The organism is Pseudarthrobacter sp. DSP2-3-2b1 (assembly GCF_049895945.1).
In the GTDB taxonomy this organism is placed as follows: Bacteria; Actinomycetota; Actinomycetes; order Actinomycetales; family Micrococcaceae; genus Arthrobacter.
Window position 1 is genome coordinate 499,110 of the sequence record NZ_JAFCTI010000001.1, and the last position, 24,568, is coordinate 523,677.

General features: G+C 65.4%; 25 protein-coding genes and 1 tRNA gene. 12 read left to right on the plus strand and 14 right to left on the minus strand.

What is annotated here, in order from left to right; all coding sequences use genetic code 11:
• Window positions 1–19: 19 nt before the first annotated feature.
• The 4 genes from ACP7AX_RS02125 to ACP7AX_RS02140 all read right to left on the minus strand — a co-directional run bounded on the left by ACP7AX_RS02125 (window position 20) and on the right by ACP7AX_RS02140 (window position 4,128).
• On the minus strand, window positions 20–1,015 hold the full coding sequence (locus ACP7AX_RS02125) for a Cgl0159 family (beta/alpha)8-fold protein (RefSeq protein ID WP_426225228.1): 996 nt from the start codon (window positions 1,013–1,015) through the stop codon (window positions 20–22).
• Window positions 1,012–2,043, minus strand: a complete 1,032-nt coding sequence (gene iolC / locus ACP7AX_RS02130) for a 5-dehydro-2-deoxygluconokinase (protein ID WP_131682355.1) — start codon at window positions 2,041–2,043, stop codon at window positions 1,012–1,014. The genes ACP7AX_RS02125 and iolC overlap by 4 nt, the downstream gene beginning before the upstream one ends.
• Window positions 2,044–2,247: 204 nt before the next feature.
• Complete coding sequence (locus ACP7AX_RS02135; protein ID WP_426225229.1) at window positions 2,248–2,652, minus strand: tautomerase family protein; 405 nt, start codon at window positions 2,650–2,652, stop codon at window positions 2,248–2,250.
• Between the two features lie 258 nt (window positions 2,653–2,910).
• On the minus strand, window positions 2,911–4,128 hold the full coding sequence (locus ACP7AX_RS02140; protein ID WP_426225230.1) for an MFS transporter: 1,218 nt from the start codon (window positions 4,126–4,128) through the stop codon (window positions 2,911–2,913).
• A gap of 172 nt (window positions 4,129–4,300) precedes the next feature.
• On the opposite strand from ACP7AX_RS02140, the gene ACP7AX_RS02145 reads away from it, so the two are divergent.
• The 3 genes from ACP7AX_RS02145 to ACP7AX_RS02155 all read left to right on the plus strand — a co-directional run bounded on the left by ACP7AX_RS02145 (window position 4,301) and on the right by ACP7AX_RS02155 (window position 5,721).
• Window positions 4,301–4,750 (plus strand): MarR family winged helix-turn-helix transcriptional regulator, encoded by a 450-nt coding sequence (locus ACP7AX_RS02145; protein ID WP_426225231.1) that lies wholly within the window; start codon window positions 4,301–4,303, stop codon window positions 4,748–4,750.
• A gap of 105 nt (window positions 4,751–4,855) precedes the next feature.
• The gene (locus ACP7AX_RS02150; RefSeq protein WP_131682474.1) at window positions 4,856–5,242 is read left to right on the plus strand and encodes a metalloregulator ArsR/SmtB family transcription factor; all 387 of its coding nucleotides are present in this window, start codon (window positions 4,856–4,858) and stop codon (window positions 5,240–5,242) included.
• Window positions 5,239–5,721 carry an SRPBCC domain-containing protein gene (locus tag ACP7AX_RS02155; protein ID WP_131682359.1) on the plus strand — a complete coding sequence of 161 codons (483 nt, stop codon included), beginning with the start codon at window positions 5,239–5,241 and terminating at the stop codon, window positions 5,719–5,721. Before ACP7AX_RS02150 ends, ACP7AX_RS02155 begins: the two co-directional genes overlap by 4 nt.
• Before the next feature lie 164 nt (window positions 5,722–5,885).
• Here ACP7AX_RS02155 and sucD read toward each other — a convergent pair whose 3' ends face one another.
• From sucD to ACP7AX_RS02190, 7 genes are all read right to left on the minus strand, one after another.
• Window positions 5,886–6,788, minus strand: a complete 903-nt coding sequence (gene sucD / locus ACP7AX_RS02160; protein ID WP_131682360.1) for a succinate--CoA ligase subunit alpha — start codon at window positions 6,786–6,788, stop codon at window positions 5,886–5,888.
• 10 nt (window positions 6,789–6,798) lie between these two features.
• Window positions 6,799–7,968: an ADP-forming succinate--CoA ligase subunit beta gene (gene sucC / locus ACP7AX_RS02165; protein WP_131682361.1), complete on the minus strand. Its 1,170-nt coding sequence runs from the start codon at window positions 7,966–7,968 to the stop codon at window positions 6,799–6,801.
• Window positions 7,969–8,189: 221 nt separating this feature from the next.
• Window positions 8,190–8,897, minus strand: coding sequence for a hypothetical protein (locus ACP7AX_RS02170; protein ID WP_426225232.1), 708 nt, complete (start codon window positions 8,895–8,897; stop codon window positions 8,190–8,192).
• 6 nt (window positions 8,898–8,903) lie between these two features.
• Window positions 8,904–9,644 carry a hypothetical protein gene (locus ACP7AX_RS02175; protein WP_426225233.1) on the minus strand — a complete coding sequence of 247 codons (741 nt, stop codon included), beginning with the start codon at window positions 9,642–9,644 and terminating at the stop codon, window positions 8,904–8,906.
• Entirely contained in the window at window positions 9,641–10,099 is a 459-nt protein-coding gene (locus ACP7AX_RS02180; protein WP_426225234.1) for a hypothetical protein, read from the minus strand. Before ACP7AX_RS02180 ends, ACP7AX_RS02175 begins: the two co-directional genes overlap by 4 nt.
• A gap of 103 nt (window positions 10,100–10,202) precedes the next feature.
• A complete protein-coding gene (gene pcrA, locus ACP7AX_RS02185) occupies window positions 10,203–12,800 on the minus strand; it encodes a DNA helicase PcrA (protein ID WP_426225235.1) in 2,598 nt (865 codons plus the stop codon).
• 81 nt (window positions 12,801–12,881) lie between these two features.
• Window positions 12,882–13,712 carry an inositol monophosphatase family protein gene (locus ACP7AX_RS02190; protein WP_426225236.1) on the minus strand — a complete coding sequence of 277 codons (831 nt, stop codon included), beginning with the start codon at window positions 13,710–13,712 and terminating at the stop codon, window positions 12,882–12,884.
• A gap of 32 nt (window positions 13,713–13,744) precedes the next feature.
• Between ACP7AX_RS02190 and ACP7AX_RS02195 the strand changes: the two genes are divergently transcribed.
• From ACP7AX_RS02195 to ACP7AX_RS02210, 4 genes are all read left to right on the plus strand, one after another.
• Window positions 13,745–14,377, plus strand: coding sequence for a hypothetical protein (locus ACP7AX_RS02195; RefSeq protein WP_131682365.1), 633 nt, complete (start codon window positions 13,745–13,747; stop codon window positions 14,375–14,377).
• A 90-nt stretch (window positions 14,378–14,467) separates the two neighbouring features.
• The gene (locus tag ACP7AX_RS02200) at window positions 14,468–15,298 is read left to right on the plus strand and encodes a hypothetical protein (protein ID WP_426225237.1); all 831 of its coding nucleotides are present in this window, start codon (window positions 14,468–14,470) and stop codon (window positions 15,296–15,298) included.
• A 2-nt stretch (window positions 15,299–15,300) separates the two neighbouring features.
• Window positions 15,301–16,767 (plus strand): hypothetical protein, encoded by a 1,467-nt coding sequence (locus ACP7AX_RS02205; protein ID WP_426225238.1) that lies wholly within the window; start codon window positions 15,301–15,303, stop codon window positions 16,765–16,767.
• Window positions 16,768–16,769: 2 nt separating this feature from the next.
• Window positions 16,770–17,180 (plus strand): hypothetical protein, encoded by a 411-nt coding sequence (locus ACP7AX_RS02210; protein ID WP_131682368.1) that lies wholly within the window; start codon window positions 16,770–16,772, stop codon window positions 17,178–17,180.
• On the opposite strand, the gene ACP7AX_RS02215 is transcribed toward ACP7AX_RS02210, so the two are convergent.
• The gene (locus tag ACP7AX_RS02215) at window positions 17,177–18,061 is read right to left on the minus strand and encodes a DUF998 domain-containing protein (RefSeq protein ID WP_426225239.1); all 885 of its coding nucleotides are present in this window, start codon (window positions 18,059–18,061) and stop codon (window positions 17,177–17,179) included. The genes ACP7AX_RS02210 and ACP7AX_RS02215 overlap by 4 nt on opposite strands.
• Here ACP7AX_RS02215 and ACP7AX_RS02220 point away from each other — a divergent pair.
• From ACP7AX_RS02220 to ACP7AX_RS02230, 3 genes are all read left to right on the plus strand, one after another.
• A tRNA-Arg gene (locus ACP7AX_RS02220) sits at window positions 18,035–18,107 on the plus strand. The two genes, ACP7AX_RS02215 and ACP7AX_RS02220, sit on opposite strands and share 27 nt — an antisense overlap.
• A 1-nt stretch (window position 18,108) precedes the next feature.
• Entirely contained in the window at window positions 18,109–18,603 is a 495-nt protein-coding gene (locus tag ACP7AX_RS02225; RefSeq protein ID WP_426225240.1) for a DUF6314 family protein, read from the plus strand.
• Complete coding sequence (locus tag ACP7AX_RS02230) at window positions 18,600–19,052, plus strand: NUDIX domain-containing protein (RefSeq protein WP_131682370.1); 453 nt, start codon at window positions 18,600–18,602, stop codon at window positions 19,050–19,052. The genes ACP7AX_RS02225 and ACP7AX_RS02230 overlap by 4 nt, the downstream gene beginning before the upstream one ends.
• A gap of 28 nt (window positions 19,053–19,080) precedes the next feature.
• Here ACP7AX_RS02230 and ACP7AX_RS02235 read toward each other — a convergent pair whose 3' ends face one another.
• Together ACP7AX_RS02235 and ACP7AX_RS02240 are read right to left on the minus strand one after the other, a co-directional pair.
• A complete protein-coding gene (locus tag ACP7AX_RS02235) occupies window positions 19,081–20,994 on the minus strand; it encodes an ABC transporter transmembrane domain-containing protein (RefSeq protein WP_131682371.1) in 1,914 nt (637 codons plus the stop codon).
• Complete coding sequence (locus ACP7AX_RS02240; RefSeq protein ID WP_426225241.1) at window positions 20,991–22,655, minus strand: ABC-F family ATP-binding cassette domain-containing protein; 1,665 nt, start codon at window positions 22,653–22,655, stop codon at window positions 20,991–20,993. The genes ACP7AX_RS02235 and ACP7AX_RS02240 overlap by 4 nt, the downstream gene beginning before the upstream one ends.
• A gap of 251 nt (window positions 22,656–22,906) precedes the next feature.
• On the opposite strand from ACP7AX_RS02240, the gene ACP7AX_RS02245 reads away from it, so the two are divergent.
• Together ACP7AX_RS02245 and ACP7AX_RS02250 are read left to right on the plus strand one after the other, a co-directional pair.
• On the plus strand, window positions 22,907–23,674 hold the full coding sequence (locus tag ACP7AX_RS02245) for a hypothetical protein (protein WP_426225242.1): 768 nt from the start codon (window positions 22,907–22,909) through the stop codon (window positions 23,672–23,674).
• A complete protein-coding gene (locus tag ACP7AX_RS02250; RefSeq protein ID WP_426225243.1) occupies window positions 23,671–24,408 on the plus strand; it encodes a hypothetical protein in 738 nt (245 codons plus the stop codon). The genes ACP7AX_RS02245 and ACP7AX_RS02250 overlap by 4 nt, the downstream gene beginning before the upstream one ends.
• The last annotated feature ends 160 nt before the right edge of the window (window positions 24,409–24,568 follow it).

Consider the following 24,568-nt stretch of genomic DNA (forward strand, 5'->3'; position numbering starts at 1 on the left):
TCTTCATTCCCATGGGAGATTACTCCGTTACTTCTGCGGTCTGGGCTGACGCCGTGTGGGCTGACGCGCTGTGGGATGACGCGGCGTCGGCGGATGCTGTGTGGTGAAGGAGGGAGGCAGCGGAAGCCACCGCGCCGGCAACGTCTCCATCGGCCGGGTAGAGGAGGGTCCGGCCAACGGTCAGGCCCTGGACGCCGGGCAGCGACAGGGCGGCTTCCCAGGTGGAGAACACTTCCTCCTGAGTGCCTTCCGGGTCTCCGCCGAGCAGCACGGTGGGCAGGGTGGTAGCGGCCATCACGCGTTCCATTTCCGCCACCACGGGCAGCTTCATCCAGGTGTAGGCGCTGGTTGAACCCAGCCCTTCTGCTATAGCGATGGATTTGATCACCGCGTCGGTGGAGAGGTCGTTGCGGACCTTGCCTTTCTCCCAGACGGACAGGAACGGCTCCACCATGGCAATCAGCTTGCGCTCAGCGAGGGAGTCGATGGCCTTGGCCGTCGCTTCGAGCAAGGACACGGTATCCGGATCGCCGAGGCAGATCCGCGTCAGCATTTTGCCGCCGTCGGCCCCCAGCGCTTGGAGCGCCGCGGCCGTGTGGCCGGTGAAGCGGTCATCGAACTCGTTGACCAGGCCCGTGAGGCCGCCCCGGTTCATGGAACCGAACACCAGCTTGCCCTCCAGGGCGCCCAGCAGCAGCAGGTCATCCATGATGTCCGGGGAGGCCAGGACGCCGTCCACGGCCGGGTTGGCCAAGGCAATCTGCAGGCGGTCCAGGAGCTGCCTGCGGTCAGCCATCGCCACCGGGTCACTGCCAACGGACAGGGCGCCGCGGGCCGGATGGTCCGCGGCCACGATGAAGTTCTGCCGGCCGGATCTCAGGCCGGGGTGGCGGCGGCGCGCCTTCGCTGCCCGGGAGATGGCATCCGGATCTTCCAGGCGGATGGTGCTCAGGTGGGCGTAGCGGCGGGGATTGTCATCAACCGCGATGGGGGCGGTGCCAAGATTGGTGCTCACAGGGCTGCTCCTTCGGTGGCAAGTCCCTCAGCGGCAAGTCCTTCGCCGGCAAACTGCCCGGGAACCAGGCGGCCGCGCTCCGCGAGCAGCGAGGTGACCTCATCCGGCGTCGGCATCGCATCCGCGCATGACAGGCGGGAGGCCACAATGGCGCCGGCCGCGTTCGCGTAGTCCAGAACCTGGGCCAGGGGCCACCCGGAGAGGAGACCGTGGCAGAACGCCCCGCCAAAGGAGTCACCTGCACCCAGTCCGTTGAGTGTTTCGACCGGAACCGGGGCTGAGACAACCCGCTCGGTAAGGGTCTTGGCCATCACACCTTCGGGGCCCAGCTTGACGACGGCGATTTCGACGCCCGCGGCGAGGAGCCGGTCTGCCTGCTCGTCGGGGGTTCCCTCCCCCACTGCTACCGCGCACTCCTTGTCGTTGCCGATCGCCACCGTCACGTGCGGCAGGATTTTGGCGACCTGGGCGCGGGCTTCCTCTTCGGAGGCCCAGAACATGGGGCGGTAGTCCAGGTCCAGGATGGTGAACTGACCCTCTTTCAGGTCCGCGCGGGAACGGGCCTCGTGGGCTGCCAGGTGGGCGGAGCGGCTGGGTTCCTGGCACAAACCAGTGACGGTGGACCAGAAGATCCGGGCATTCCGGATGGCGTCCAGGTCCAGTTCCTCGGCCCTGATCTGAAGGTCCGGGGCCGTGGGAAAGCGTCCGTAGAAGTACAGCGGGAAATCATCCGGGGGCATGATGGCGCAGAACGTCACCGCCGTGGGCCACTCCTGCACCGGGGTGACAAAGGAATCGTCCACGTTGAACTTCTGAAGCTCGCGGTGAAGGTAGGTGCCGAACGCGTCATCGCCGGTCCGGGTGATGACAGCAGCGCTGCGTCCATGGCGGGCCGCAGCCACGGCCACGTTGGACGGGGAACCACCGAGGTACTTGCCAAAGGACGTGACGTCCTCCAGGCCCACCCCGATGTCGTTCGGGTAGATATCAACGCTGATGCGCCCGATCGTAAGAAGTTCGTGGGTCACGGTTATCGCGGACCTTTCCTGATTGAACTCGGTACCTGTGACAGTTGGAGCTCCGTTGCCTGGCCATTCCCGTGAGCGGGAACACACCACTACTTTGCCCTAGAATCAATGTCCTGTCAAAGGTTTGTACTGACATAACTACAACTTGCATTTGGCCCCCGAAAACCACGCAGTTCGGAGCCCTGGGCCTTGCGGCGCAGGAGCCTATTTGCGCGGCACGGCCAGCTCGCCGGTGACATACTGGGCACGCCCGAACCCGAAGGACCAGTCCCCGGGAGTGTTCTCGACGTAGCCGATGAAGACGTCCTCCCCGGCTATGCCCAACTCCGCCAGGCTGCGTGCGATTGCCGCGAAGAGGGATTGCTTGGCGCCCTGGGAACGGCCGCCCTGCGTGAAGATTTGGATCATGACGACGCCGGCCGTGCGCTCAAAACCCAGGCCCGCATCCTGGGCAAAAATCTGCCCCCGCGGATGCTCGGTCAGGACATGGAAGTAGTCGCGCTCCGGAATCTCATACTCGGCAAGAATCGCGTCATGGATTCCCCGGCTCAGTTGGCGCAGGCTTTCGGTGCTGCGCCCCTCATTGACATCAATTCGCACCAGTGGCATTTCCATCTCCTCAACTTTGTCCTGACATACTAACAAATACTGACGAGACCGCGCAATGCCCGCCGCTGCTGCGAGCGCAGTGGGACCGTCCCCAAGGCAGGCCTTAAACACGTACGACGACGGATGGTCACCATCGTGGCGATGGCGACCATCCGTCGTCGTGCTCTGCGAAATCCTGAAGCTGTCAGCCGCTGAAGTCCGCGGGGCGACGGACTTGGGGATGATCCGCCCCTGCTGATGAGGGTGGCCGGCTGGCGATCAGCGGAGGGCGGCTGCTGGCTCGGGGGACGCGGGCTCTATGGACACCGGGGCAGCTTGGTGCCCGGCCGGCCGCCGGGCCGCAGCAGCTGCGATCAGCATGACGGCGAGCCCGAGCAGAGTGATGCCCGCACCGGCCCAGATGGGCGAGGTGTAGCCGAGTCCCGCCGTGATGGTTACCCCGCCGAGCCACGCGCCGAGCGCATTGCCCACGTTGAAGGCACCAATATTGGCGCCCGAAGCGAGGGTGGGTGCGCCGGCGGCGTACTTCATCACCCTCATCTGCAGACCGGGCACGGTGGCGAAGCCGAAGCCGCCCATCAGGACAAGGGAGGCCACGGTGAGGACCTGGTTGTCTGCCGTGAAAGCGAAAGCTGCGAGGATAACCACCAGCACGGCGAGCACCACAATGAGGGTCCGGTCAACGTTGCGGTCGGCCGCCTTGCCGCCGATGGTGTTGCCGATGAAGAGGCCCACCCCGAATACAATCAGCAGCCACGGCACGGTGGACGCCGCGAAGCCGGTGACCTCGGTGAGCGTGAACGCGATGTAGGTGAAGGCGCCGAACATACCGCCGTAACCCAGAATCGTCACAAGGATGGAGAGCCACACCTGGCCGGAGCGGAAGGCCCGCAGTTCCGAGCGGAGGGTTCCGGGGGTGGTGTCCCCGTGGCCGGTTTTCGGCACCAGGGCCAGGATTCCGGCCAGGGCGATGACGCCGATGACGGTAATGGCCCAGAATGTGGAACGCCAGCCCGCCGCCTGGCCCAGCATGGTGCCGAACGGCACGCCCAGGACGTTGGCAGCCGTAAGGCCCGTGAACATGATGGCGATGGCACCAGCTTTTTTGGTGGGCGGCACCATGTTGGCGGCCACTACCGCACCGATGCCGAAGAATGCACCGTGGGCCAGGGCGGCAATAATGCGGCCGGCCATCATCATCCCGTAGTCCGGAGCCAGGGCGGAGATCAGGTTGCCCGCGATGAAGAGCACCAGCAGGACGGCCAGGACCGGCTTGCGTTCAAAGCGGGTGACGGCTGCCGTGAGCAGCAGGGCGCCAACCACCACCGCCAGGGCGTAACCGGAGATCAGCCACCCGGCCGCTGCCTCGCTGACCTGGAAGTCCGCGGCAACTTCGGGCAGCAGGCCCATGATGACGAACTCGGTGAGTCCGATGCCGAACCCGCCGAGGGCTAGGGCTATCAGGCCTATGGGCATGGGAGTGCTCCTTTGAAAACTTTACGGGTTGAGGTAGTGCGCGTAAGCTAGTAGTTGCAGGCGCGTTATTTATTGTTGCACAAGCAGATACCCCGCGCAAGCAACTATTTAGTGGTTATGGCCGTCGTTATGTCCTGCAGCGCTGGGCGGCCCACCGGAAAAGGAACAGACAATGGGCATCAAGGACGACGCCGTGGAGGTCCGCGCACAGGGATGGCGCACACTCGCGGCACTGCACGGCCTGATCGAGGGCGAGCTGGAACGCTCCCTGCAGGCCGAGTCAAAGCTGTCCGTGGTGGAGTACACCGTGCTGGACGCGCTCAGCCGGCAGGACGGTTGGCACATGCGCATGCAGCAGCTGGCCCGCGCCACCGCACTGAGCGCCAGCGCCACCACCCGCCTGGTCAACCGCCTGGAGGACCGGGGCCTGCTGACACGGATCCTCTGCGCGGACGACCGCCGGGGGATCTACACCGAGCTCACGGCCAATGGGGTCGCCCTGCTGGAAGAGGCCCGCCCGGTCCACGACACCACCCTGGAGCGTGCCCTCGCCGAGGCCCGCGACGTTCCCGAGCTGGCCGCACTGGTCCACGCCCTCCCGGGACTCCACGCAGCCGTCTAACAACCCTGCCCTGGACAAAAGCCCGGGACTCTTGACCGCCGCGGCTGGCGGATTTACTCTTAAACAACCAGATGGTTGATCAAGCCTCTGGTTGATGAAGGGCAGATGATCGTCATGGAGAACGGATCCTTGGACTCGGCCTTTATGGCCCTGTCTGATCCCGTCCGCCGCGGAATCATCGCCCGGCTCAGCCGGGGCCCGGCCACCGTGAATGAACTGGCGGAACCCTTCGCGATCACCAAGCAGGCGGTCTCGAAGCACATCCAGGTCCTTGAGCAGGCAGGACTGGTAACCCGTTCGCGGGATGCCCAGCGCCGGCCCGTCCACCTGGACCCGGCACGGCTGGAGGCGCTCACAGCGTGGATCGACCAGTACCGGCTGATCCATGAAGAGCAGTTCCGCCGCCTTGACGCCGTGCTCCAAGCAAACACCCGCAGTGCCGCCAACGCCGGCGGCACTCTGAATGGCAGAGAATCCAAGGAGTCATCATGAGCAACCCCCTGCACCTCTCGGTTCCAGAAGGCCTTCCGTTCATCGACTACGAGCGCGAGTTCGACTTTCCCGTCGCCGAAGTCTTCCGCGCCCACAAGGAACCGGACCTGATCGTCCAGTGGCTCGGGCCGCGTGGCCTGAAGATGGAGATCGATCACTACGATTTCCGCACCGGTGGCAGCTACAGCTACCTGCACACGGGGCCGGACGGCGTCGCCTACGAGTTCAAGGGCATCTTCCACACCGTCCGCGAGAACGAGTTCGCCATCCAGACCTTCGAATTCGGCGGCTACCCTGATGTGGTCAGCCTCGAGTTCATGACCTTTGAGGACCTCGGCAACGGACGCACCCGCCTGCGGGGCCACTCGGTCTACCCCACCCAGGAGGCGCGCGACGGCATGGCGCAGTCCGGTATGGAAGGCGGCCTGAGCGAAGGCTACGAGCGGCTGGAGGAACTTCTTTCCGGCGCGAAAGTCTAGTACGCCAAAAGTACGACGACGGATGGTCACCTTGGCTGGGCGGGTGACCATCCGTCGTCGTACTTAAACATCGGTGAAACTTAAACAGCAACGCGGGGTCGCTCCGCGCCCTTCCAAGTCTTTGGATTGGGCGGGAGTGACCCCGCGTTGTTTGTAACTGAGTGCTAGAGCGCTGCGTAGACTTCGCGCAGCAGCTTGGCGGTCTCGGACGGCGTCTTGCCGACCTTCACGCCTGCAGCCTCGAGGGCTTCCTTCTTGGCCTGGGCGGTTCCGGCGGAACCGGAGACGATAGCGCCGGCGTGGCCCATGGTCTTGCCTTCGGGAGCCGTGAAGCCCGCCACGTAGCCAACAACAGGCTTGGTGACGTTGGCCTTGATGAAGTCAGCCGCGCGCTCTTCAGCATCGCCACCGATTTCGCCGATCATGACGATCGCCTTGGTTTCGGGATCAGCCTCGAACGCAGCCAGGGCGTCAATGTGCGTGGTGCCGATGACGGGGTCGCCGCCGATGCCGATCGCTGTGGAGAAACCGAGATCGCGCAGTTCGTACATCATCTGGTAGGTCAGGGTTCCGGACTTGGAAACCAGGCCGATGGGGCCCTTGCCCGTGATGTTGTTCGGCGTGATGCCCACCAGCGCCTCGCCCGGGGTGATGATGCCGGGGCAGTTCGGGCCGATGATGCGGGTGACCTGGTTGCCGTCGGCGTCAACCTTGGACTGGGCCAGCGCCCAGAACTCGGCGGAATCCTGGACCGGCACGCCTTCGGTGATGACAACCACAAGGCCGATGCCGGCCTCGATGGCTTCAACAACGGCGTTCTTGGTGAATGCCGGCGGCACGAAGACGATGGAGACGTCGGCGCCGGTGTCAGCCATGGCTTCCTTGACGGTGCCGAAGACGTTGATTTCGTTGTCGCCGTGCAGGACCGTGGTGCCGGCCTTGCGGGCGTTGACGCCGCCAACAATGTTGGTGCCGGCCTTCAGCATCAGGGCGGTGTGCTTGGTGCCTTCGCCGCCGGTGATGCCCTGGACGATGACCTTGGAGTCCTTGTTCAGATAAATAGACATGGTGCGTCCCTTACTTAGCTGCGTTGGCGAGCTCGGCAGCCTTGTCGGCGCCCTCGTCCATGGTTGCGGCCAGGGTAACCAGCGGGTGGTTGGCCTCGGCCAGGATGCGGCGGCCTTCCTCAACGTTGTTCCCGTCGAGGCGGACTACCAGCGGCTTGTTCGCGGAGTGGCCCAGCTCGGCCAGCGCACCGACGATGCCCTTGGCAACGGCGTCACACGCGGTGATGCCACCGAAGACGTTCACGAACACGGACTTGACCTGCTCATCGCCCAGGATGACGTCGAGGCCTGCAGCCATGACCTCGGCGGAAGCTCCACCGCCGATGTCCAGGAAGTTCGCGGGCTTGACGTTGCCGTGGTTCTCACCGGCGTACGCAACGACGTCCAGGGTGGACATGACCAGGCCTGCACCGTTGCCGATGATGCCCACGGAGCCGTCCAGCTTGACGTAGTTCAGGTCCTGCGCCTTGGCCTTGGCCTCGAGCGGGTCCGCGGCATCCTTGTCTTCAAGGAGGGCGTGCTTGGCGTGGCGGAACTCAGCGTTCTCGTCCAGGGAAACCTTGCCGTCCAAGGCAACGATTTCACCGGCGCCGGTCTTGACCAGCGGGTTGACCTCCACCAGCGTGGCGTCTTCCTTCTTGAAGACGTCCCACAGCTTAAGGATCACGGCGGCGACCTTGCCGCGCAGTTCCTCGGCGAAGCCTGCGGCTGCGACGATTTCGTCAGCCTTTGCCTGGTCGATGCCCACGGCGGGATCGATGGCGATTTTTGCGAGCGCCTCTGGGCGTTCGACGGCGAGCTGTTCGATTTCCATGCCGCCTTCAACCGAGCACATGGCCAGGTAGTTGCGGTTGGCCCGGTCCAGCAGCACGGAGAAGTAGTACTCCTCGGCGATGTCAGCACCCTGGGCGATCATCACCTTGTTGACGGTGTGGCCCTTGATGTCCATGCCCAGGATGTTGGTGGCGTGCTCAAGTGCCTCATCGGCGGTCTTGGCAACCTTGACGCCGCCGGCCTTACCGCGGCCACCGGCCTTAACCTGGGCCTTGACGACCGTTACGCCGCCGATTTTCTCGGCAGCTGCCTTAGCTTCTTCTGGGGTATACGCCACGATGCCGGCAAGCACGGGTACACCGTGCGCCTCGAACATATCGCGCGCCTGGTATTCAAACAGGTCCACGGTTTAGTGTCCTTCTACGTCGAAGTAGTTTCTGTACAGTCGGGCACCATCGAAGACGATGACCGGGCTGCGGATTGAGCGCCTGCGGCCGGTTACGGAAACCAGCCACCCAGCGCAATGCTCCATTCGGAACTCTAGTCCTTATCAAGGACCGGCCCGTCCCACACTACCGCTTATGTGAGTAAGGACACTATTCTATGGAGCGTAGAAAAACCCCTAGATTACGGGGTTTTTGAGGCCTCCGACGGTGCCGGCACAGCGGTTTCCACTGGCTTTGAATTAAGTTCGTAGCTTTCCGGGGAAACGAAGAATCCGACGCCGGCAGAGACATTTCCGCATGCCACGCCGCCGTTGTACGCCGAACACCGGAGCCCGTTCCGTTCCAGGTTGGCCCCCTCCGCCAGGACGGCCAGCTGAGTCAGCGGGCCGGACTTGTTTCCCTTGGGTCCGTAGGCTGCCTCCATTTGTGTGACGCCGGAGCGGCACTCCCCGTAGGTGGCTTTGTCCGGGGTCAGCAGTGCGGTTCCGCCCAGATAGCCCAGGCCGGTGCCTGCGCAGCCGTCCGTGATATCGCCGGCGTCGGGTTTGGGATAGTCAGCAAGCCCGCAGTGGGCCACGGGGACGACGGCAAGTTTGTTGTTGTCCGCATCGCTGAAGCTGTTCACCTCGTAAGGGAGGTTCAGGTGCTCACCGCGGGCGTCAGTCAGCGAGCAGACCACTTTCCGGTCTTCGGTAATGAAAGAGATGACGCTGTCCCCGGACCGGTACCCGGCCGGGTCAACCAGGGCTGCCTGTTCAAGCTGTTCCAGGGCCGGGAGCGGCGGCGGCGCAACATAGCCGGGGTCCTCAGTGGTGATGGAGCACGCAGTGGCCGCCAGCATAAAGAAGGCGGCGAAGATCCCCAGAACAGTCCGTCGCATGGTCCCCATTATGCTTCATGACTGCGGCTGCGCCGGAGCATGGTTGCGGCGGGCCTGCCGGGCTGAGTAAGCCAACCACAGTGCCCACACCACCATCAGCGTGAGGGCTCCGGCCAGCAGGCCGGACCAGGGAAAGCTGTTTGCGCCACCCGGCAGCAGGGCAAACCCGGCCCAAACGGCGCCGGAAGCTACGAGCAAAGTCAGCAGACCGCCAAGGATGTCTCCGCCGGTGTCGCGGCCCCGGCCGCTGTCCCTGTCCCGGCCCCGGCCCCGGCCCCGGCCAAGCCTGACAGCAAGGTCTGCTGCCAGAACCAGGATGAGGGCTGCGCCCGTACCAAGCGGGTAGGCAATGAAATCGCTGCTGAAATCCTGGGCAGCCGCCCACCACAGGAAGAATGCCAGGCCCGCAAGGAGAGCGAGCGCCTTGATCGCAGCCTCGGCGGCAGCCAACTGGCTGGGCCTGCGGCGCGTGTCCTGCCGCCGGCGGGGAATATAGTCCCACGCGGCCCTGGTGAAACGGGACCCTGTGAAGCCTGCGGCCACGGCGAGGAGCAGTGGCACCAGGACCGGGGTGACGTGGTTGTTGCTGACGGCCCAGAGGGCTGCCAGCAGGGCGGTGAAGACCTGCGGTGTAGCCGCTATCCCCAGCCACCAGCCTTTCAGGTACTCCTTCCGCGCCGCCGGCAGGTCCAGAGGATGGACCAGAAACTGCTGGCGGGGATCGGGCAGTTGAACCTGTTCTTCGATCGGCTTCATGGAGTCCTCCAAGGCACAGTGTCGATGTACGGCGGGCGAAGGCCCCCACGGGATATTTCGTAGACCTTCTGGCGGGAGACGCCGAGGCCGGCTGCAACGGTGACGGCGCTGTAATCGTCCAGGAGTTCGGCCACGGCCTCCGAGCGGATGCCGGACGCCCGGGAGTTCAGGTGTGCGGCGAAAACGCTGATTTCGGCTGAGAGCAGGGCAACGGCGAGGCTGCCGCCAAACTGCGCAGCCCAGCCCGGGCTGCCCTGCCGCGCTGCCGCATAGAGTGCGTCCCCGCCGTCGGACAGCGCGGCCCGGACCTCAGCCGGGCCGATTCTGGCAGCAGTGAACCTCGCGGCGGCCGCTTCCCGCGATCCGTCCCCGGCAAGGCGGTGGGACAGCACCGTGTTCCAGCCCGTTCCAGCTGCGCCAGCCGACACGGTGTCGCCCCGGGGGTTACTTAACATGGTTCCAGCATGGACGCTTTCCTGAGCGTACGTCAACCCCGGGTAGACAATTTCGCGGAAGGTACCCCTTAGCCGTCACCCCGGGTCAAGGCTGGCAGTCCCTTTAGGCGTCCAGTTTTGTCAGCGGCGCGTAACGGAGCAGGAGCCGCTTCTCGCCGACACCGAACTTCACCTTGGCCACCGTCTTGTCCCCAGCGCCTTCGAGGGCAAGAACGGTGCCGTTGCCGAAGCTGGTGTGGTTTACCTTGTCCCCCACGCTGACCGCCACGATCTCTTTCTGCGGCTGGACCCGGTTCTTGGCAATGATGGCTGGGACGTCGGCATTGAAACCTGCCGAGGAATCAGCCGCGGCGCCGCGGGATGTCCCGGCGCCCCAGAATGATCCGCCGTACCGGTTGGAGCCGATGGACCCACCACTCCCCCAGCCGCCGGTTTGCCTGCTGGTGCCTTCACGCTTCCACTCCACCAGTTCGGCGGGAATCTCTTCGAGGAACTGGCTGGCCGGGTTGTACTGGCTCTGGCCCCACATGCTGCGGACCTCGGAGCGCGTCACGTACAGCCGCTTCCGGGCGCGCGTCAGGCCCACGTAGGCGAGCCGGCGTTCCTCGGCGAGTTCCTTGGGATCAGTGGCGGAGCGCTGGTGCGGGAACAGCCCGTGCTCCATGCCGGTCAGGAACACCACCGGGAATTCGAGGCCCTTGGCTGTGTGGAGGGTCATCAGCGTGACCACACCCAGCCGTTTGGCTTCGGCCACGGCGGCGTCAATGTCCGCGCCGGGCGCGTCCGGGATCTGGTCCGCATCCGCCACGAGCGAGACCTGTTCGAGGAAGGCCCCCAGGGAACCTTCCGGGTTCTCCTGTTCGTATTCACGCACGACGGCGACCAGTTCAGCCAGGTTCTCCACGCGGGACTCATCCTGCGGGTCGGTGCTGGAACGCAGCCCGGCCAGGTAGCCGGTCTGTTCCAGGACGGCCTCCAGCGCGGCGGCAGCCCCGGAGCCGGTGGCCACCTCAGCCAGGTCATCGAGCAGCTTCACAAATCCCAGGACGGCGTTGACGGAGCGGGTGGCCATGCCGGGGGCCTCTTCGGCGCGGCGTGCCGCGGCCATAAAGGACATCCGTTCCCGCTGTGCCAGCGCAGCCACGGCTCCTTCAGCGCGGTCGCCGATCCCGCGCTTGGGTTCGTTGAGCACCCGGCGCAGGTTGACGTCGTCGTCCGGGTTCACCAGGACCCTCAGGTACGCAAGGGCGTCCTTGATTTCCTTGCGCTCGTAGAACCTGGTGCCGCCCACCACTTTGTACGGCAGGCCAACGCGGACCAGCACGTCCTCAATGGAGCGGGACTGCGCATTGGTGCGGTAGAAGATGGCAACGTCGCCGGGGCGGAGGTTGTCCTCGTCCTGCAGCCGGTCGATCTCCTTGGCGATGAACTGGGCTTCGTCATGTTCGTTTTCGCCAACGTAGCCGATGATCTTGTGGCCCTCGCCCTCAGCAGTCCACAGCCGCTTTTCGGGGCGGTTGGGATTGCGCGAGATCACCGAGTTCGCGGCGCTGAGGATGTTCTGGGTGGAGCGGTAATTCTGCTCCAGCTTGATGGTGCGGGCATCCGGGTAATCGTTCCCGAACTCGACGATGTTGCGGATGTCAGCGCCGCGGAAGGCGTAGATGGACTGATCGGAATCGCCCACCACGGTGAGCTCGGAGGCCCCCGGACCCTCCCCCACAATTTCCCGGACCAGGGCGTACTGGGCGTGGTTGGTGTCCTGATATTCGTCCACGAGTACGTGCCGGAACCGGCGCCGGTAGGAGTCCGCGAGCGCAGGGAAGGCGCGGAACATGTAGACGGTTTCGGCAATGAGGTCATCGAAGTCCATGGCGTTGGCCTGGCGGAGCCGCTGGGTGTAGCCCTTGAAGACGTCCGCCACGGCTGATTCGAAGGGATCGTTGTGGTTGGCCGAGAGGGCGTAGGAATCGGCGTCGATCAGCTCGTTTTTGAGCGCCGAGATCTTGTGCTGGATGGCCTTGGGCGCAAACTTCTTGGGATCAAGGTCCAGGCTTTTGGACACCTGGGTCACGAGCCGGAGGGAGTCAGCGGAGTCGTAAATGGAAAAGTTGGACTTCAGCCCGACGTTCGCGGCCTCCTGCCGCAGGATGCGCACGCAGGAGGAGTGGAACGTGGAGATCCACATGATCTTGGCGCGTCCGCCCACCAGCGCCGAGATGCGTTCCCGCATCTCAGCGGCGGCCTTGTTGGTGAAGGTGATGGCAAGGATCTCACCATGATGGGCGCGCCGGGTGGCAATAAGGTAAGCGATCCTGTTGCTGAGCACACGGGTTTTGCCGGAACCGGCACCTGCCACAATCAGCAGGGCACTCCCCGCGTGCTTGACCGCTTCCTCCTGCTGGGGATTCAGGCCCTCAAGGAGTTCGGCGGCATTGGGCCGGTGTTGCGTTTCATGGTTTCCCTGGCCGCTGTTGCCCTCGCCGGCGGGCTGCTGACTGGCCCAACCCGTGTTCTGGGTGCCGGGTTCGGGGCGGTGTTCAGGATTGCGCTCGGCGCCGCCCCCGGTTCCGGAAGCAGACCCGCCGCCACCGAATTCCGGGAACGCAGCGAAGCCCTCCGGGCGCGACTTGGTGATGGCGGCAGCTTTGGAACTGGCCTTGAACGGTCCGTCAGAGTACGGGTCAAACAACATATCCATGGTGCGTACAAGTCTAGGCGGTAGGGCTGACAGTCACTTCAGCCTGTGGATATCCGGACAACCGTCCCCCGGAAAGGGGGCTCAGGTGACCGAGCCGGCCTCAAGGGCCGTCCGCAACTCGCGCACCGCCGTCGTTCCTCCTGCCATGAACCAGTCCAGGCCGTTGACGCGCACCGTCTCCGTGGCGCCGCCGGCGGCGCGGACGATCGCTTTGCCGGGCAGCCAGTCCCATTCCGGGCAGCTGTGCTGGAACCAGCAGCCCAGTTGCCCGTCGGCCACGCGGCCCAGGTCGCAGGATCCGGAGCCGAACATCCGCAGGGCGGCAGCGGAGGTTGCCGCCGAATGCCAGGGCATGGCACACAACGGATCCATCAGCCAGGTGGGGTGGATGTAGGTGGCGGCGCCGAATTCGGCGAGGGGGGTTGAGTTGCGGGCACCGCCGTCGTTCCGGAACGCGGTGACAGCCCCACCGTTCAGAGTGGTGGGTTGTGCAGTGCCGCCGAGCCACAGTTTGTCCTCCTCCGGCTGGAAGATCGCCCCGAGCAGCACGTCGGCGGTGTCCTTGAGGGCAATGGCCGAGCACCAGTAGGTGGACCCATGCAGGAAGTTGTAGGTGCCGTCCACCGGATCTATGACCCAGGTGCGGCCGCTGGTTCCGGCCACCGAGGCGCCCTCCTCGCCGAGGATCCCGTCCTCCGGGCGGCAGCGCCGCAGCTGCCCCAGCACGTACGCCTCAGCGGCATGGTCCGCGGCCGTCACAATATCCGAGACCGACGTCTTCTGCTGCGACTGCAGCCCGGCCATCCGCATGAGAAGCGCCAGTTGGCCTGCTTCCCGGACCAGCGCAGCTGCCAGTTGGTAGTCGTCCAGGGTGGGATCAAGTTCGAGGGCGCTGTGCCGGCCAGTGGTCATTGACCCAGTTTATGGGGCGGGATAATGGTGCCATGGCTAAGACCCCAGCGCAGCGGATCAAGAAGCATGGCTCGAAGGCTGTTGTTCCACAGCACAACCTGCCGCCCGTCATCAACCCCACCACGGCACGGTCGCCGCAGAAGGCCCAAAACAACAGCAACCTCATTTTGATCGCCGGCGTGGTGGTCAGCCTGTTCCTGTTCTGGTACCTCCACCTGCTGACGCTGAACCAGCTGACCCAGCTCTCGGGCGGACTTGCCATGCCGGATTCGCTGGTGGGCGGGTTTGACCCAGGGTACGCAGGCCAGGTGCGCGATGCGATGGATGGCGACGCCCGCGGCCAGCTCAACTACCTCCACAAGACGGCGGGCACCCTGTTCCCGCTCATCTTCGGTTTTACGTGGCTGCTCCTGATAGGGACGAACGTGGCCAGGAAGTCCATCCGCTGGGCGCTCTGGGCGCTCCCGCTGCTGTTCGTGGTGGTCAGGTTGTGGGGCAACGTAGCCATCGATGCCCTCTTTGGACCGGAAACGCCCGACGCCGGCCAGGTCGCCTTGGCGTCCGGGCTGACGATCGCTGGTTGGGTGCTGCTGGTCCTCAGCCTGCTTGCCGGTGCGGCCGCAGTGTTCCTGCGGAAAAAGCCGCAGCGCCAAGTGGCCGGATAGTTCTCCCCATTCACGCGGGGAGCAAGGTCCCGCTAGTGTGTGAAATACAGCCACTGCCTGCGTTCTGCGGGCACAATATTGGGGGAATCCTTGGGGGAATCACGAACGGACGTTGCGCTCAACGTCGTCAAGATCAGCGGACGGGCCTGGGCACTGACTGTCCACAAGGCCGCCGGGGCACTCGCGCACGAGCCGGACGCTGACCTCTCCGCTTATGCCGGCTCAGTCCAGGCCCAGGCCGTCCGGGAGATGGATACCGAGGCCGTTCAGGCTCTCGAGGCCGAACTGCGCCTTGCAGGAATTGTTGACGCGGGCGGCACCATTACCCGGCAGTGGGTGCTGGCCGTCTGGATTTCGGCTTTCGGCCCCTTGCGGGCAGCTGCGGTGGTTCAGTCGGCGGACCTGTCCGTCCACACCGAACTCGCCCTCGCAGGCGGCCGGGGCATCGGAGTCACTTATTCCCGGCGGATACGTCACGGGGAAGCCGGCGTAGAGGTCACGGACGTCCGCGACGCCGTCGAAATTTCCTTCTTCGCTGAGGAACATGCCTGGGCCGCCATCAGGCGCCACCTCCCGGACATTCCAGAAGTACCCGGGCTGCCCAAGTCACCGGCAGCCACCGCCGGCGAAACCGTTGCGGCTGCCAGGTACACCATTCACCTCCAGGTATCGGCCCACCCGGCGGGATCACGCGTTGCCGGTTCAGGTCCGACGCCGAGTCCCGCTCCGGCCGGCGCTCCGGCCCACGGCAGCTGGGATGTCTGGACGCTGACCGACCACCTGTATGCGGTAGGGACCAATCCCTCCGGTGACGGATCCGCCCTTGCTCCGGTTGGTTCGGATGCCATCGGACGGGAGTTCGCGTGGCGCCTGCTGGGTGCGCGGGAGTACTTCGCCAGTGTCGCGGAACAGGCGGCCTGATCATGACCCTCTACGGAATGGATATTGAGAGCGGACGGCGCCTCAGCGAAGAACTTGCCCGGGCCAGCGACCGGCTGACAGCCCTCGGCAGCAGCCTCACACCCTTGATCCAGGGTTCGCCCTGGAAGGGTGGAGACGCACAGAAGTTCACCGCTGAATGGACCGGCCACAGGACAAAGCTGATCGGTACAGCGCAAGCGCTCAAGGCCGCTTCGAATGCTGTCAGGCGCAACGTCGAGGAACAGATTGCGGCCAGCAGCAAGGGATCGGGCGGACTGACCGCTCCGCATGCGCCATCGTTCTTCGACTCGCTGGTGGATTCCGTAGCCGGCGCCGCCGGGGACCTGTGGGATACGGCCGGAAACGTCACGGACACTGTCCAGGACGCGCTCGGCGGCGCCTGGAATGCCGTTCAGGACGCCGCACCGCTTCCCATCCGGAACCTCATGGACGCGCAGGGAAATGTCCTCGACCAGACCGGCAACGTTCTGGACATGGGCTGGCGGTGGATGACATCCGGTGAGCCACCATCCATCACAGAGCTGTTCGCCAACGGTTTGCTGCTGGCCACCGCCGTGGACAACCTGCGCTCGACCACCTTCACACTGGGGCTGATCAACCCTCATTACCTTGACGACGGCCGGCCGGTCGCCGGAGACCCCATCCCTGTTGGCGTCGGAACGCCGGAGGAAACCGACAGCAACGGCCGGACGGTGACACCGGTCCCGTCCACCATCAGCGCTGTACTTAGCGCCACGGACGCTGCCTACAGCGACCCGGGCATGGCCGGAACCCCGGACACGGGCATCCGCATCACCACCGTCGAGAAACCAGGCGAACCGCCCGCGTACATTGTCAGCATCCCCGGCACCACCCGGTGGCTGCCCGACGGCGCCGAAAATCCCACCGACCTCACCGGGAACCTTCAACTGGCCGGTGGCAACCTGTCCACCGCAGCCGAAGCCGTCCGGCTGGCCATGGAGAACGCCGGCATTCCCGCGGGTGCCCCGGTGATGCTATCCGGGCACTCCCAAGGCGGAATGATCGCTGCCGCACTCGCTTCCGACGCCGGCTTCACCGACCGCTTCAACGTCACCAACGTCGTCACGTTCGGTTCACCTGTGGATTCGACGCCCATCCCGCCGTCCATCGATGTCCTGGCGCTGCAGCACGCCGGAGATCCCGTACCGAGAGTGGACCTGGCCGACGCCACCGCGTGGCCGGGCGGGATCGTCTCCACCACCCAGGACAACGGGGCCACCATCGTAACTATGCCAAACCCGGACATCGACCCCGGGATCGCCGGCATCAACTATCACGACGCCTATCGCTACGTGGATTCTGTCAGCGAGCACGAGGCCGCGGGGCCGCTCGCCCAGTACAGTCAACAGCAGTCAACCCAACGATTCCTGACTATGGATGCCGGCCAAGTGAGCTCCACGGTGTCCAACGTTTCCCGAAAGCAGTGATTATGCGCCACCTCCTTACCATTGCCAGAGCGCTGGCCTTAGGGCTGGTCGTCCTGGGCATATCGGCGTGCGTGGCGAAAGGCCCGTCCAATGCTGAACGGCTGGAAAGCGACATGCAGGAAGCCGCCATGTCCGTTCCCGGCGTTGAGTCGGCGCTGGTCAATGTCAACCTGAACACCTCGGGAAACTTCATCAATGTGAAGCTGGTTGGCAACAGCCAGGACGAGGCAGGCCTCGCCGAAGTGCTTGGCGAAGCGCTCCCGCCGATGCTGGCGAAAACAACAGAGCTCGAGTCGGGTTCCTTCGCCATCAGTATCTTCTCGCCGGACGACTCCGTGTCCACCGGGGCTGATGCCCTCGGCTACTCCGGGGGAAAATCACTGAGCAAGTTCCGCGAGTTTTTCACGAACTAGGGCCGCCCCGCAGCTGCCGTCAGCCGGAGTTCGGCGGCTGCCTGGCGGTGCCGGTGCACCCGCTGCGCGATCACCAGCCCCGCAGCCGCAACACCCACGGTCACCGGGTAGCCCATCAGCCGCTCCAGCGTGCCCGGCTCCGGGACGTTCAGTCCGGTCACCCCGGCGGTGATGAGCGCAGCAGCGGACACCACGCCGCAGGCCAGGATGAACCATGCCAGCGGGGTCTTGTGCAGCCACAGCAGGCCCAGTACCAGGAGCGCGAGCGCGCCGGCGACGAAGTACATGACAGCGCCCACGTAGTGCCAGAACGAGCCCACGTCTTCGGGCACCAATCCCACCAGCACTGTTCCTGCACCGGCGGTTCCGGTCAGGATACGCACCGCCGCAGCGGCCAGCCAGGGTTTCCTGCGGGCAGCAGGAACCGGGGTGCCTGCCCGGGCGGCCACGCACAACAGCCCGGTACTGAGCAGCAACGCTCCGAGGACCATCCCGAGTCCCTGCACCACAAACGAAGCATTCATCAGCCAGTTCAACGGCGAGCAGACCTCGCGGCCATCGTAGATCCCGCAGTAGATGGCCCCCAGGTCACTGATGTAGCCGGTGCGGAGGTCATAGGGCCGTGGGCCTGCCCACGCTGCGATCACGGCTGCCTCCGCCGCAAAATACTGCAGCACGCTCAGGACGGACCACGCGCCGATGTACTGCCGGGTGGAGGTTGTATCGGGAATATACGCCACTGCGGAAGCGGAGGACGGGGCTGATCTCATGCCAAGAGCGTAGTACGGGCGCGCACCTTGTATGCTGGTATCCGTGTCCGGACGGACCGGCCCTGCCGGATCGACCGGGAACATGCCCTCGTAGCTCAGTGGATAGAGCACGGCTCTCCTAAAGCCGGTGTCGTTGGTTCGATTCCAATCGAGGGCACTTGAACTTGTCCGTCCCGGCGTTTGATCTCCGCGCGTACCTGCTGGGCCCCGCCACGGGGTCGGGGCGGTCCGGAACCTGGGCTGTTGAGCGCCAGTTGCTGGACCGCGCCACCGGCACCCACGGAACCTTTTCCGGCGTCGTACGTTTTTCCCCCACCGACGACGGCGGCCTGGCCTTCCACGAGGAAGGCACCATGCGCTGGCCTGCTTTTACAGGTCCCGCCTCACGGGAATACCTCCTCAGGGCTTCCGGCCAAGCGGCTGCCCTGGACGTGTTTTTCGCCGACGGCCGCCCTTTCCACCGGATGAGTTTCGCGCCGGACGCCAGCCACGACAACCACTGGTGCGATCCGGACACGTACCGCGTGAGCTACACCTATGGGGGCCCGGACCGGTTCGGCTACACGTGGGAAGTCAGCGGGCCGCTCAAGGACCTGCAGCTCACCTCGCGGCTGCACAGGATGCCGGCCGACGGCTTAGGCTCGGAACCGTGAAAGCCCGCATTGTTGTCTCCGCCATCTGTGTCTTCGACGACGCCGGGAGGCTCCTGACCGTCCGCAAACGCGGCACCCGGATGTTCATGCACCCCGGCGGCAAACCGGAAGCCGGCGAATCCGCTGTCCAGGCCGCCGCCCGCGAACTCCGGGAAGAAGTGGGGATCGTGGTGCAGCCGGGCGAGCTGGAGCTGATGGGCGTCTGGATTGCCGATGCCGCCAACGAGGCCGCCACGGACATCGAGGCAACGGTTTTCAGGGCGCCGGGGACCTGGACCGCCCACCCCGCCGGCGAAATCGACGAGATCCGCTGGCTAGACCTGGCCGCTCTGGCCCGCGGCGCGGCACACCCCACGGACCTGGCGCCGCTCCTGACGGACCACATCCTGCCGGAGCTCGCGTCACCCAACATCCAAAGGCGGGATCCCGGCGCTAAGAAGCTCCTTTAGCGCCGGGATCCCACCACTCGATCAGGGGTCAGTACTCCGGAACGGCTTCCTCGGCCACGGCCGTGGCTTCGGCGAACTGCGTCCTGTACAGCTCGGCGTAGCGGCCTTCAGCTGCGAGCAGCTCGGTGTGCGAGCCGCGCTCCACGATCTGCCCGTCCTCCACCACCAGGATGACGTCGGCGGCGCGGATGGTGGACAGCCGGTGGGCAATCACGACGGCGGTGCGCCCCTCGAGTGCGGCGCCCAGGGCTGCCTGGACGGCTGCTTCGTTCGTGGAGTCCAGTGCGGCCGTCGCCTCGTCCAAAATCACTACCCGGGGCTCGGAGATCAGCAAACGGGCGATGGTGAGCCGTTGGCGTTCTCCGCCGGAGAGCCGGTAGCCGCGCTCGCCCACCACAGTGTCCAGGCCATCGGGCAGGGACCGGATCATGGTTTCCAGGCGGGCCTGACGGATGGCCTCCCACATGTCATCCTCGGTGGCGTCCGGCCTGGCGAGCCGGAGGTTGGAGGCGATGGATTCGTGGAAGAGGTGGCCGTCCTGGGTGACCATACCCAGGGTGTCGCGCAGTGAATCGAAGGTGACGTCCCGGACGTCCAGCCCCGATTTGGGCAGGCTGCCGCCGAGCCGCACGGCCCCGGAGTCGACGTCGTACAGGCGTGACAGGAGCTGGGCGATGGTGGATTTTCCGGCGCCGGAGGACCCCACCAGGGCCACTGTCTGTCCGGGCTCCACGCGGAAGCTGATGCCGTGCAGCACTTCCTCGCCGCCCCGGGTGTCCAGCGTGGAGACTTCCTCCAGCGAGGCCAGTGAGACCTTGTCCGCGGACGGGTAGGCGAAGCGGACGTTGTCGAACTCAACGCTCACCGGGCCGCGCGGCACGGCCTCCGCGCCGGGCTTCTGCTGGATCAGCGGTTTGAGATCGAGGATTTCGAAGACGCGCTCAAAGCTGACCAGGGCGCTCATGATCTCCACGCGTGCGTTGGACAGCGCCGTGAGCGGGGCGTAGAGGCGGGTGAGCAGGAGTGCCAGCACCACGACGTCGCCAGCGGCAAGCTGCCCGCCGATGGCCAGCCAGCCACCCAGCCCGTAGACAAGCGCCAGCGCGAGGGCGGAGACGAGGGTAAGGGCGGTGACGAACGTGAACTGCAGCATGGCCGTGCGGACGCCGATGTCCCGCACCCGGCCGGCCCGGACCGCGAACTCGCGGGATTCCTCATCCGGCCTGCCGAACAGCTTGACCAGGGTGGCTCCCGGAGCCGAGAAGCGCTCGGTCATCTGGGTACCCATGGCGGCGTTGTGCTCGGCAGCCTCGCGGCGCAGGTCCGCGAGGCGGGAGCCCATACGGCGGGCGGGGATCAGGAAGATCGGAAGCAGGATCATGGCCAGCACAGTGACCTGCCAGGAGGTTCCCAGCATCACGATCAGGGTCAGGATAAGGGCCACTACGTTGCTGACCACCCCGGACAAGGTGCCGGCGAACGCGGACTGGGCGCCGATGACATCGTTGTTGAGCCGGCTGACCAGGGCGCCGGTGCGGGTCCGGGTGAAGAACGCGATGGGCATTTTCTGCACGTGGTCAAAGACCCGCGTGCGGAGGTCCACAATGACGCCTTCGCCGATGTTGGAGGACAGCCACCGGCTCACGAGCCCCACACCGGCTTCGGCCACGGCAACCACCGCGATCAGCAGGGCCAGCCGGATCACCTGGTCGGTACCAGACTTAGCCACGATGGCGTCCACCACCTGGCCGGCCAGGACGGGCGTGGCCACGGCAAGGAACGCCATCACCACGGACAGCGCCACGAACGCTATCAGTTTGGTCCGGTGCGGGCGGGCGAAGCCCAGGACCCGCTTCAGGGTGGCCTTTGAAAACGGCTTGGACCCGTTTTTGGCCCGGGAAATGTTGTAGAGGGAGTGCCAGGCGACGCCATCCATGCTCATCGCTGCTGCTCCGTTGCGCCGGTCATCAATTCAGTTACCATCCCATTTTCAACATTCCAGCGGACATCGAGCTCGACGTTTTCGAGCAGTCTCCGGTCATGGGTTACCAACAACAACGCGCCCTCATAACTTCCCAGGGCCTCTTCCAGCTGCTCAATGGCGGGCAGGTCGAGGTGGTTGGTGGGCTCATCCAGGACCAGCAAATTCACCCCGCGTGCCTGCAGCAGGGCCAGGGCCGCCCGGGTGCGCTCCCCCGGCGAGAGGGACTCGACCGGACGGGCAGTGTGGTCAGCCTTCAGCCCGAACTTGGCCAGGAGGGTACGGACTTCAGCCGGCGTCAGGTCCGTGAGGACGGCCTCGACGGCGTCACCCAGGCTGAGGTGCCCGGCCAGCAGGCCGCGGGCCTGGTCGATTTCGCCGACAGCCACCGAGGCGCCCATGGCCGCCTTCCCGGAGTCTGGCTCCTGGACGCCCAGCAACAGGCGGAGCAACGTCGACTTTCCTGCCCCGTTGGGACCCGTGATGCCGATCCGCTCCCCCGCGTTGAGCTGAAGATTGACCGGGCCAAGCGTGAAGCTGCCCTGCTTCACCACCGCATCACGAAGAGTTGCCACGACGGCGCTGGACCGCGGAGCCTGGCCGATGGTGAACTGCAGCTGCCATTCCTTCCGCGGTTCCTCCACCACGTCCAGCCGGGCGATCCTGGATTCCATCTGCCGGACCTTCTGTGCCTGCTTCTCCGAGGACTCAGTGCTGGCGGCGCGGCGGATCTTGTCATTGTCCGGGCTCTTCTTCATGGCGTTCCGCACGCCTTGCGAGCTCCATTCGCGCTGGGTCCGTGCCCGGGAGACGAGGTCAGCCTTGGTGGAGGCGAACTCCTCGAACTTTTCGCGGGCATGCCGGCGCGCAACGGCGCGCTCTTCGAGAAACGCCTCGTAGCCGCCGTCGTAAACCGCTACGGAGTTCTGGGCGAGATCCAGCTCCACGATGGTGGTCACGCAGCGGGCCAGGAACTCGCGGTCATGCGAAACCAGCACCACGCCGCCGCGCAGGCCCTGGACAAAGGCTTCCAGCTTGGCCAGGCCGGCGAGGTCAAGATCGTTGGTGGGCTCATCCAGCAGGACAATATCGAAGCGGCTCAGCAGCAGGGCAGCAAGGGCCACACGTGCGGCCTGGCCGCCGGAGAGCCCGGTCATGGGCGCCTCTGCACCGGTCTCCAGGCCGAGGTCGGCAAGAACGGCCGGAATGCGTTCGTCGAGGTCGGCCGCCCCGGAAGCCATCCAGCGGTCAAAGGCCAGGGAGTAGGCGTCATCTGCGCCGGGAGCGCCGGAGCCCAGCGCCTCGGCAGTGGACTCCATCTCCGCCGTGGCCTGGGCGCAACCGGTCCGGCGGGCGATGTAGGCGGCCACGGTCTCCCCCGCCACGCGTTCGTGCTCCTGGGGCAGCCACCCCACGAAGGCGTCCGAAGGCGCCAGGCTCACGGCGCCGCCCTGCGGCTCGTCCACACCGGCCAGCAAGCGCAGGAGGGTGGATTTGCCCGCACCGTTGGCACCCACCACGCCCACCACGTCGCCGGGGGCAACAGTGAGGGACAGCTTCGAGAACAGGGTGCGGTGATCATGGCCACCGGAAAGGTCTTTGGCAACAAGGGTTGCAGTCATGGTGTGGGTCTTTCCTCTCGCTGCCGCCGGGCCGGAGGAGCTGCCTGAATCAGCCCGGAAGTGCGGGAAATTCCGCAGCCTGGCGCTCCGCGAAGTACCGGGACACTAAAGAGCCCGCCGATCCGGACTTGGGGGGTGTACGGACCAACGGGCTCGACCATCAAGCATAGTCGACTCCGCACGCCGCACCAAACCGCTCCCCAAAGTCAGGCTAAAATCAAGGCAATCATCCGTTCTGCAGAGAGCCGTTCATGCCCATTTCCGCCAAGGCGTTCCAACGCTGGCTGCAAGGCATCGCCCCGGAAACCAGCATCTCAGACGTCTGCCGGGTTTCGGGGATCAAGCGGACCACACTGGCCCAGCAGCTGGTCCGCGGAAAGGTGGCGGAGTCAACAGTGGTGAGCATCAGCCGCGCCTACAACGTCAATCCGCTCACTGCGCTGGCAGCTTTCGAGACGTACATTCCCCTGACGGCGGAGGAGGCGCCTGCGCCCACCCGGTCCGAGCTGGTCAGCCAGATCGCCACTGCAGATCTCCTGCGGGCGCTCCTGGCGCGCTCGGTTGGCACCCCTGCGGGGGCAGAGCCGGACGGACAACCAGGGGCGGTGGCGGCCCACGGTGCGCCGCCACTGGAACCGCCCCCGCATGCCACGTCAGTGAAGAACTGGGTAGAGGCAATCGACGACGGCGAGCTCCGGCACCGCGTTTCGGAGGCCACCGGGATTGCCCCGCAGAACTATTCGGCCCAGCTGACCGCCAACAGGCTGGCCCCGGAACTGGCAGTGGCCACCTCCCTGGCGGCCGGCGTCGGACCGGCCAACGGCCTGGTGGCAACCGGCCTGGTCACGGAGGCCGAAGCAGGCTGGGCCCCGGGAGCCCGCGAGGCCGCCTTGGCCGGCCTCTCCGACGGCGAGCTGACCACACTCGCGGGAGAGCGGCTTCAGGCCCTCGGCCGGGCTCTGCGCCGGCACGAACATGACCAGGAACAAACCGAAAAGATCTGGGAGAACCTGGGATGATCGCAATTCTTCAGTGGTCAACACTGGCCATCTGCGTTGTGGTGGCGGCGGCCCGCGTTCCCAGCGCCGTCCGGGGCGAGAACCGCTCCCTTTTCTACATCTTCGCGTTGATGGCGTTGGCCATCCTCCTGAGCATCGAGGCACCATATCTCGCAGTCGACCAAGCCATGGGCGGGGTCAACGCAGCCAACCTCCTGCTCCGCTTTGTGATTTTCGGCGCCATCTATTTCGTGGGCATCCGGATCACCAGGGGGTTCAACGCCGCCGACGCCTACCGCCTGATCGCCGGGCGCGTCGGGATGTCCGTGCTGGCCGTCATCTCCGTGGTGGTGGTAGCCGTGTTCCTGATGATGGAAACAGCAGGCTCTTCAGCGGGCCTGAGCGCCCTGTCTGCAAAGGACGGCCCCAATGAGGTGCTCGTTGAGTATTACGCCGCCGCCGGCCGCGCCTATCCCGCCTATGTGGCTCTGGTTCTGCTGCCGGCGATGTGCCGCGCCTGCCGGAGCACTCTCCCACCGCTCGTCCGGATGGCAGCCCTCCTGCTGGCCACCGGTTCGGTTGCCATCGGCCTGAGCCTTCTGTTCCCCCTGATCCCCCCCGAATCGGGTTCCCTCAGGTTTGTGATCAACTACACGGCGGTGCTCTGTTTTGTGGTTGGTCTGGCTCTGATCTGGGCGGCAAGGGTGCGGCACGGTGGAAAGATGACTCCCAGAAGGACATCTACTGAAAAGTAACCATTCCGTGTTTTCACAAAATCATTAGATATGACACAATCATGAATGTGTGAAGGTGGGTACCGGGGTTTGTGAACGGGGATAACTTCTTGGACGCCCGGGCTTTTTGATCTTTTGCGCGCATTGGGGGGATGAGTGGTGGCGGGCCGTTGGGGACCGC

Coding starts and splice junctions, on each gene's coding strand:
- ACP7AX_RS02240 (WP_426225241.1), bottom strand. CDS start 22,655: ATGACTGCAACCCTTGTTGCCAAAGACCTTTCCGGTGGCCATGATCAC.
- ACP7AX_RS02175 (WP_426225233.1), bottom strand. CDS start 9,644: ATGAAGCCGATCGAAGAACAGGTTCAACTGCCCGATCCCCGCCAGCAG.
- ACP7AX_RS02250 (WP_426225243.1), top strand. CDS start 23,671: ATGATCGCAATTCTTCAGTGGTCAACACTGGCCATCTGCGTTGTGGTG.
- ACP7AX_RS02245 (WP_426225242.1), top strand. CDS start 22,907: ATGCCCATTTCCGCCAAGGCGTTCCAACGCTGGCTGCAAGGCATCGCC.
- ACP7AX_RS02180 (WP_426225234.1), bottom strand. CDS start 10,099: ATGTTAAGTAACCCCCGGGGCGACACCGTGTCGGCTGGCGCAGCTGGA.
- ACP7AX_RS02190 (WP_426225236.1), bottom strand. CDS start 13,712: ATGACCACTGGCCGGCACAGCGCCCTCGAACTTGATCCCACCCTGGAC.
- ACP7AX_RS02170 (WP_426225232.1), bottom strand. CDS start 8,897: ATGGGGACCATGCGACGGACTGTTCTGGGGATCTTCGCCGCCTTCTTT.
- ACP7AX_RS02210 (WP_131682368.1), top strand. CDS start 16,770: ATGCGCCACCTCCTTACCATTGCCAGAGCGCTGGCCTTAGGGCTGGTC.
- pcrA (WP_426225235.1), bottom strand. CDS start 12,800: ATGGATATGTTGTTTGACCCGTACTCTGACGGACCGTTCAAGGCCAGT.
- ACP7AX_RS02135 (WP_426225229.1), bottom strand. CDS start 2,652: ATGCCACTGGTGCGAATTGATGTCAATGAGGGGCGCAGCACCGAAAGC.
- ACP7AX_RS02205 (WP_426225238.1), top strand. CDS start 15,301: ATGACCCTCTACGGAATGGATATTGAGAGCGGACGGCGCCTCAGCGAA.
- sucD (WP_131682360.1), bottom strand. CDS start 6,788: ATGTCTATTTATCTGAACAAGGACTCCAAGGTCATCGTCCAGGGCATC.
- ACP7AX_RS02140 (WP_426225230.1), bottom strand. CDS start 4,128: ATGCCCATAGGCCTGATAGCCCTAGCCCTCGGCGGGTTCGGCATCGGA.
- ACP7AX_RS02155 (WP_131682359.1), top strand. CDS start 5,239: ATGAGCAACCCCCTGCACCTCTCGGTTCCAGAAGGCCTTCCGTTCATC.
- ACP7AX_RS02150 (WP_131682474.1), top strand. CDS start 4,856: ATGATCGTCATGGAGAACGGATCCTTGGACTCGGCCTTTATGGCCCTG.
- ACP7AX_RS02235 (WP_131682371.1), bottom strand. CDS start 20,994: ATGAGCATGGATGGCGTCGCCTGGCACTCCCTCTACAACATTTCCCGG.
- ACP7AX_RS02145 (WP_426225231.1), top strand. CDS start 4,301: ATGGGCATCAAGGACGACGCCGTGGAGGTCCGCGCACAGGGATGGCGC.
- ACP7AX_RS02195 (WP_131682365.1), top strand. CDS start 13,745: ATGGCTAAGACCCCAGCGCAGCGGATCAAGAAGCATGGCTCGAAGGCT.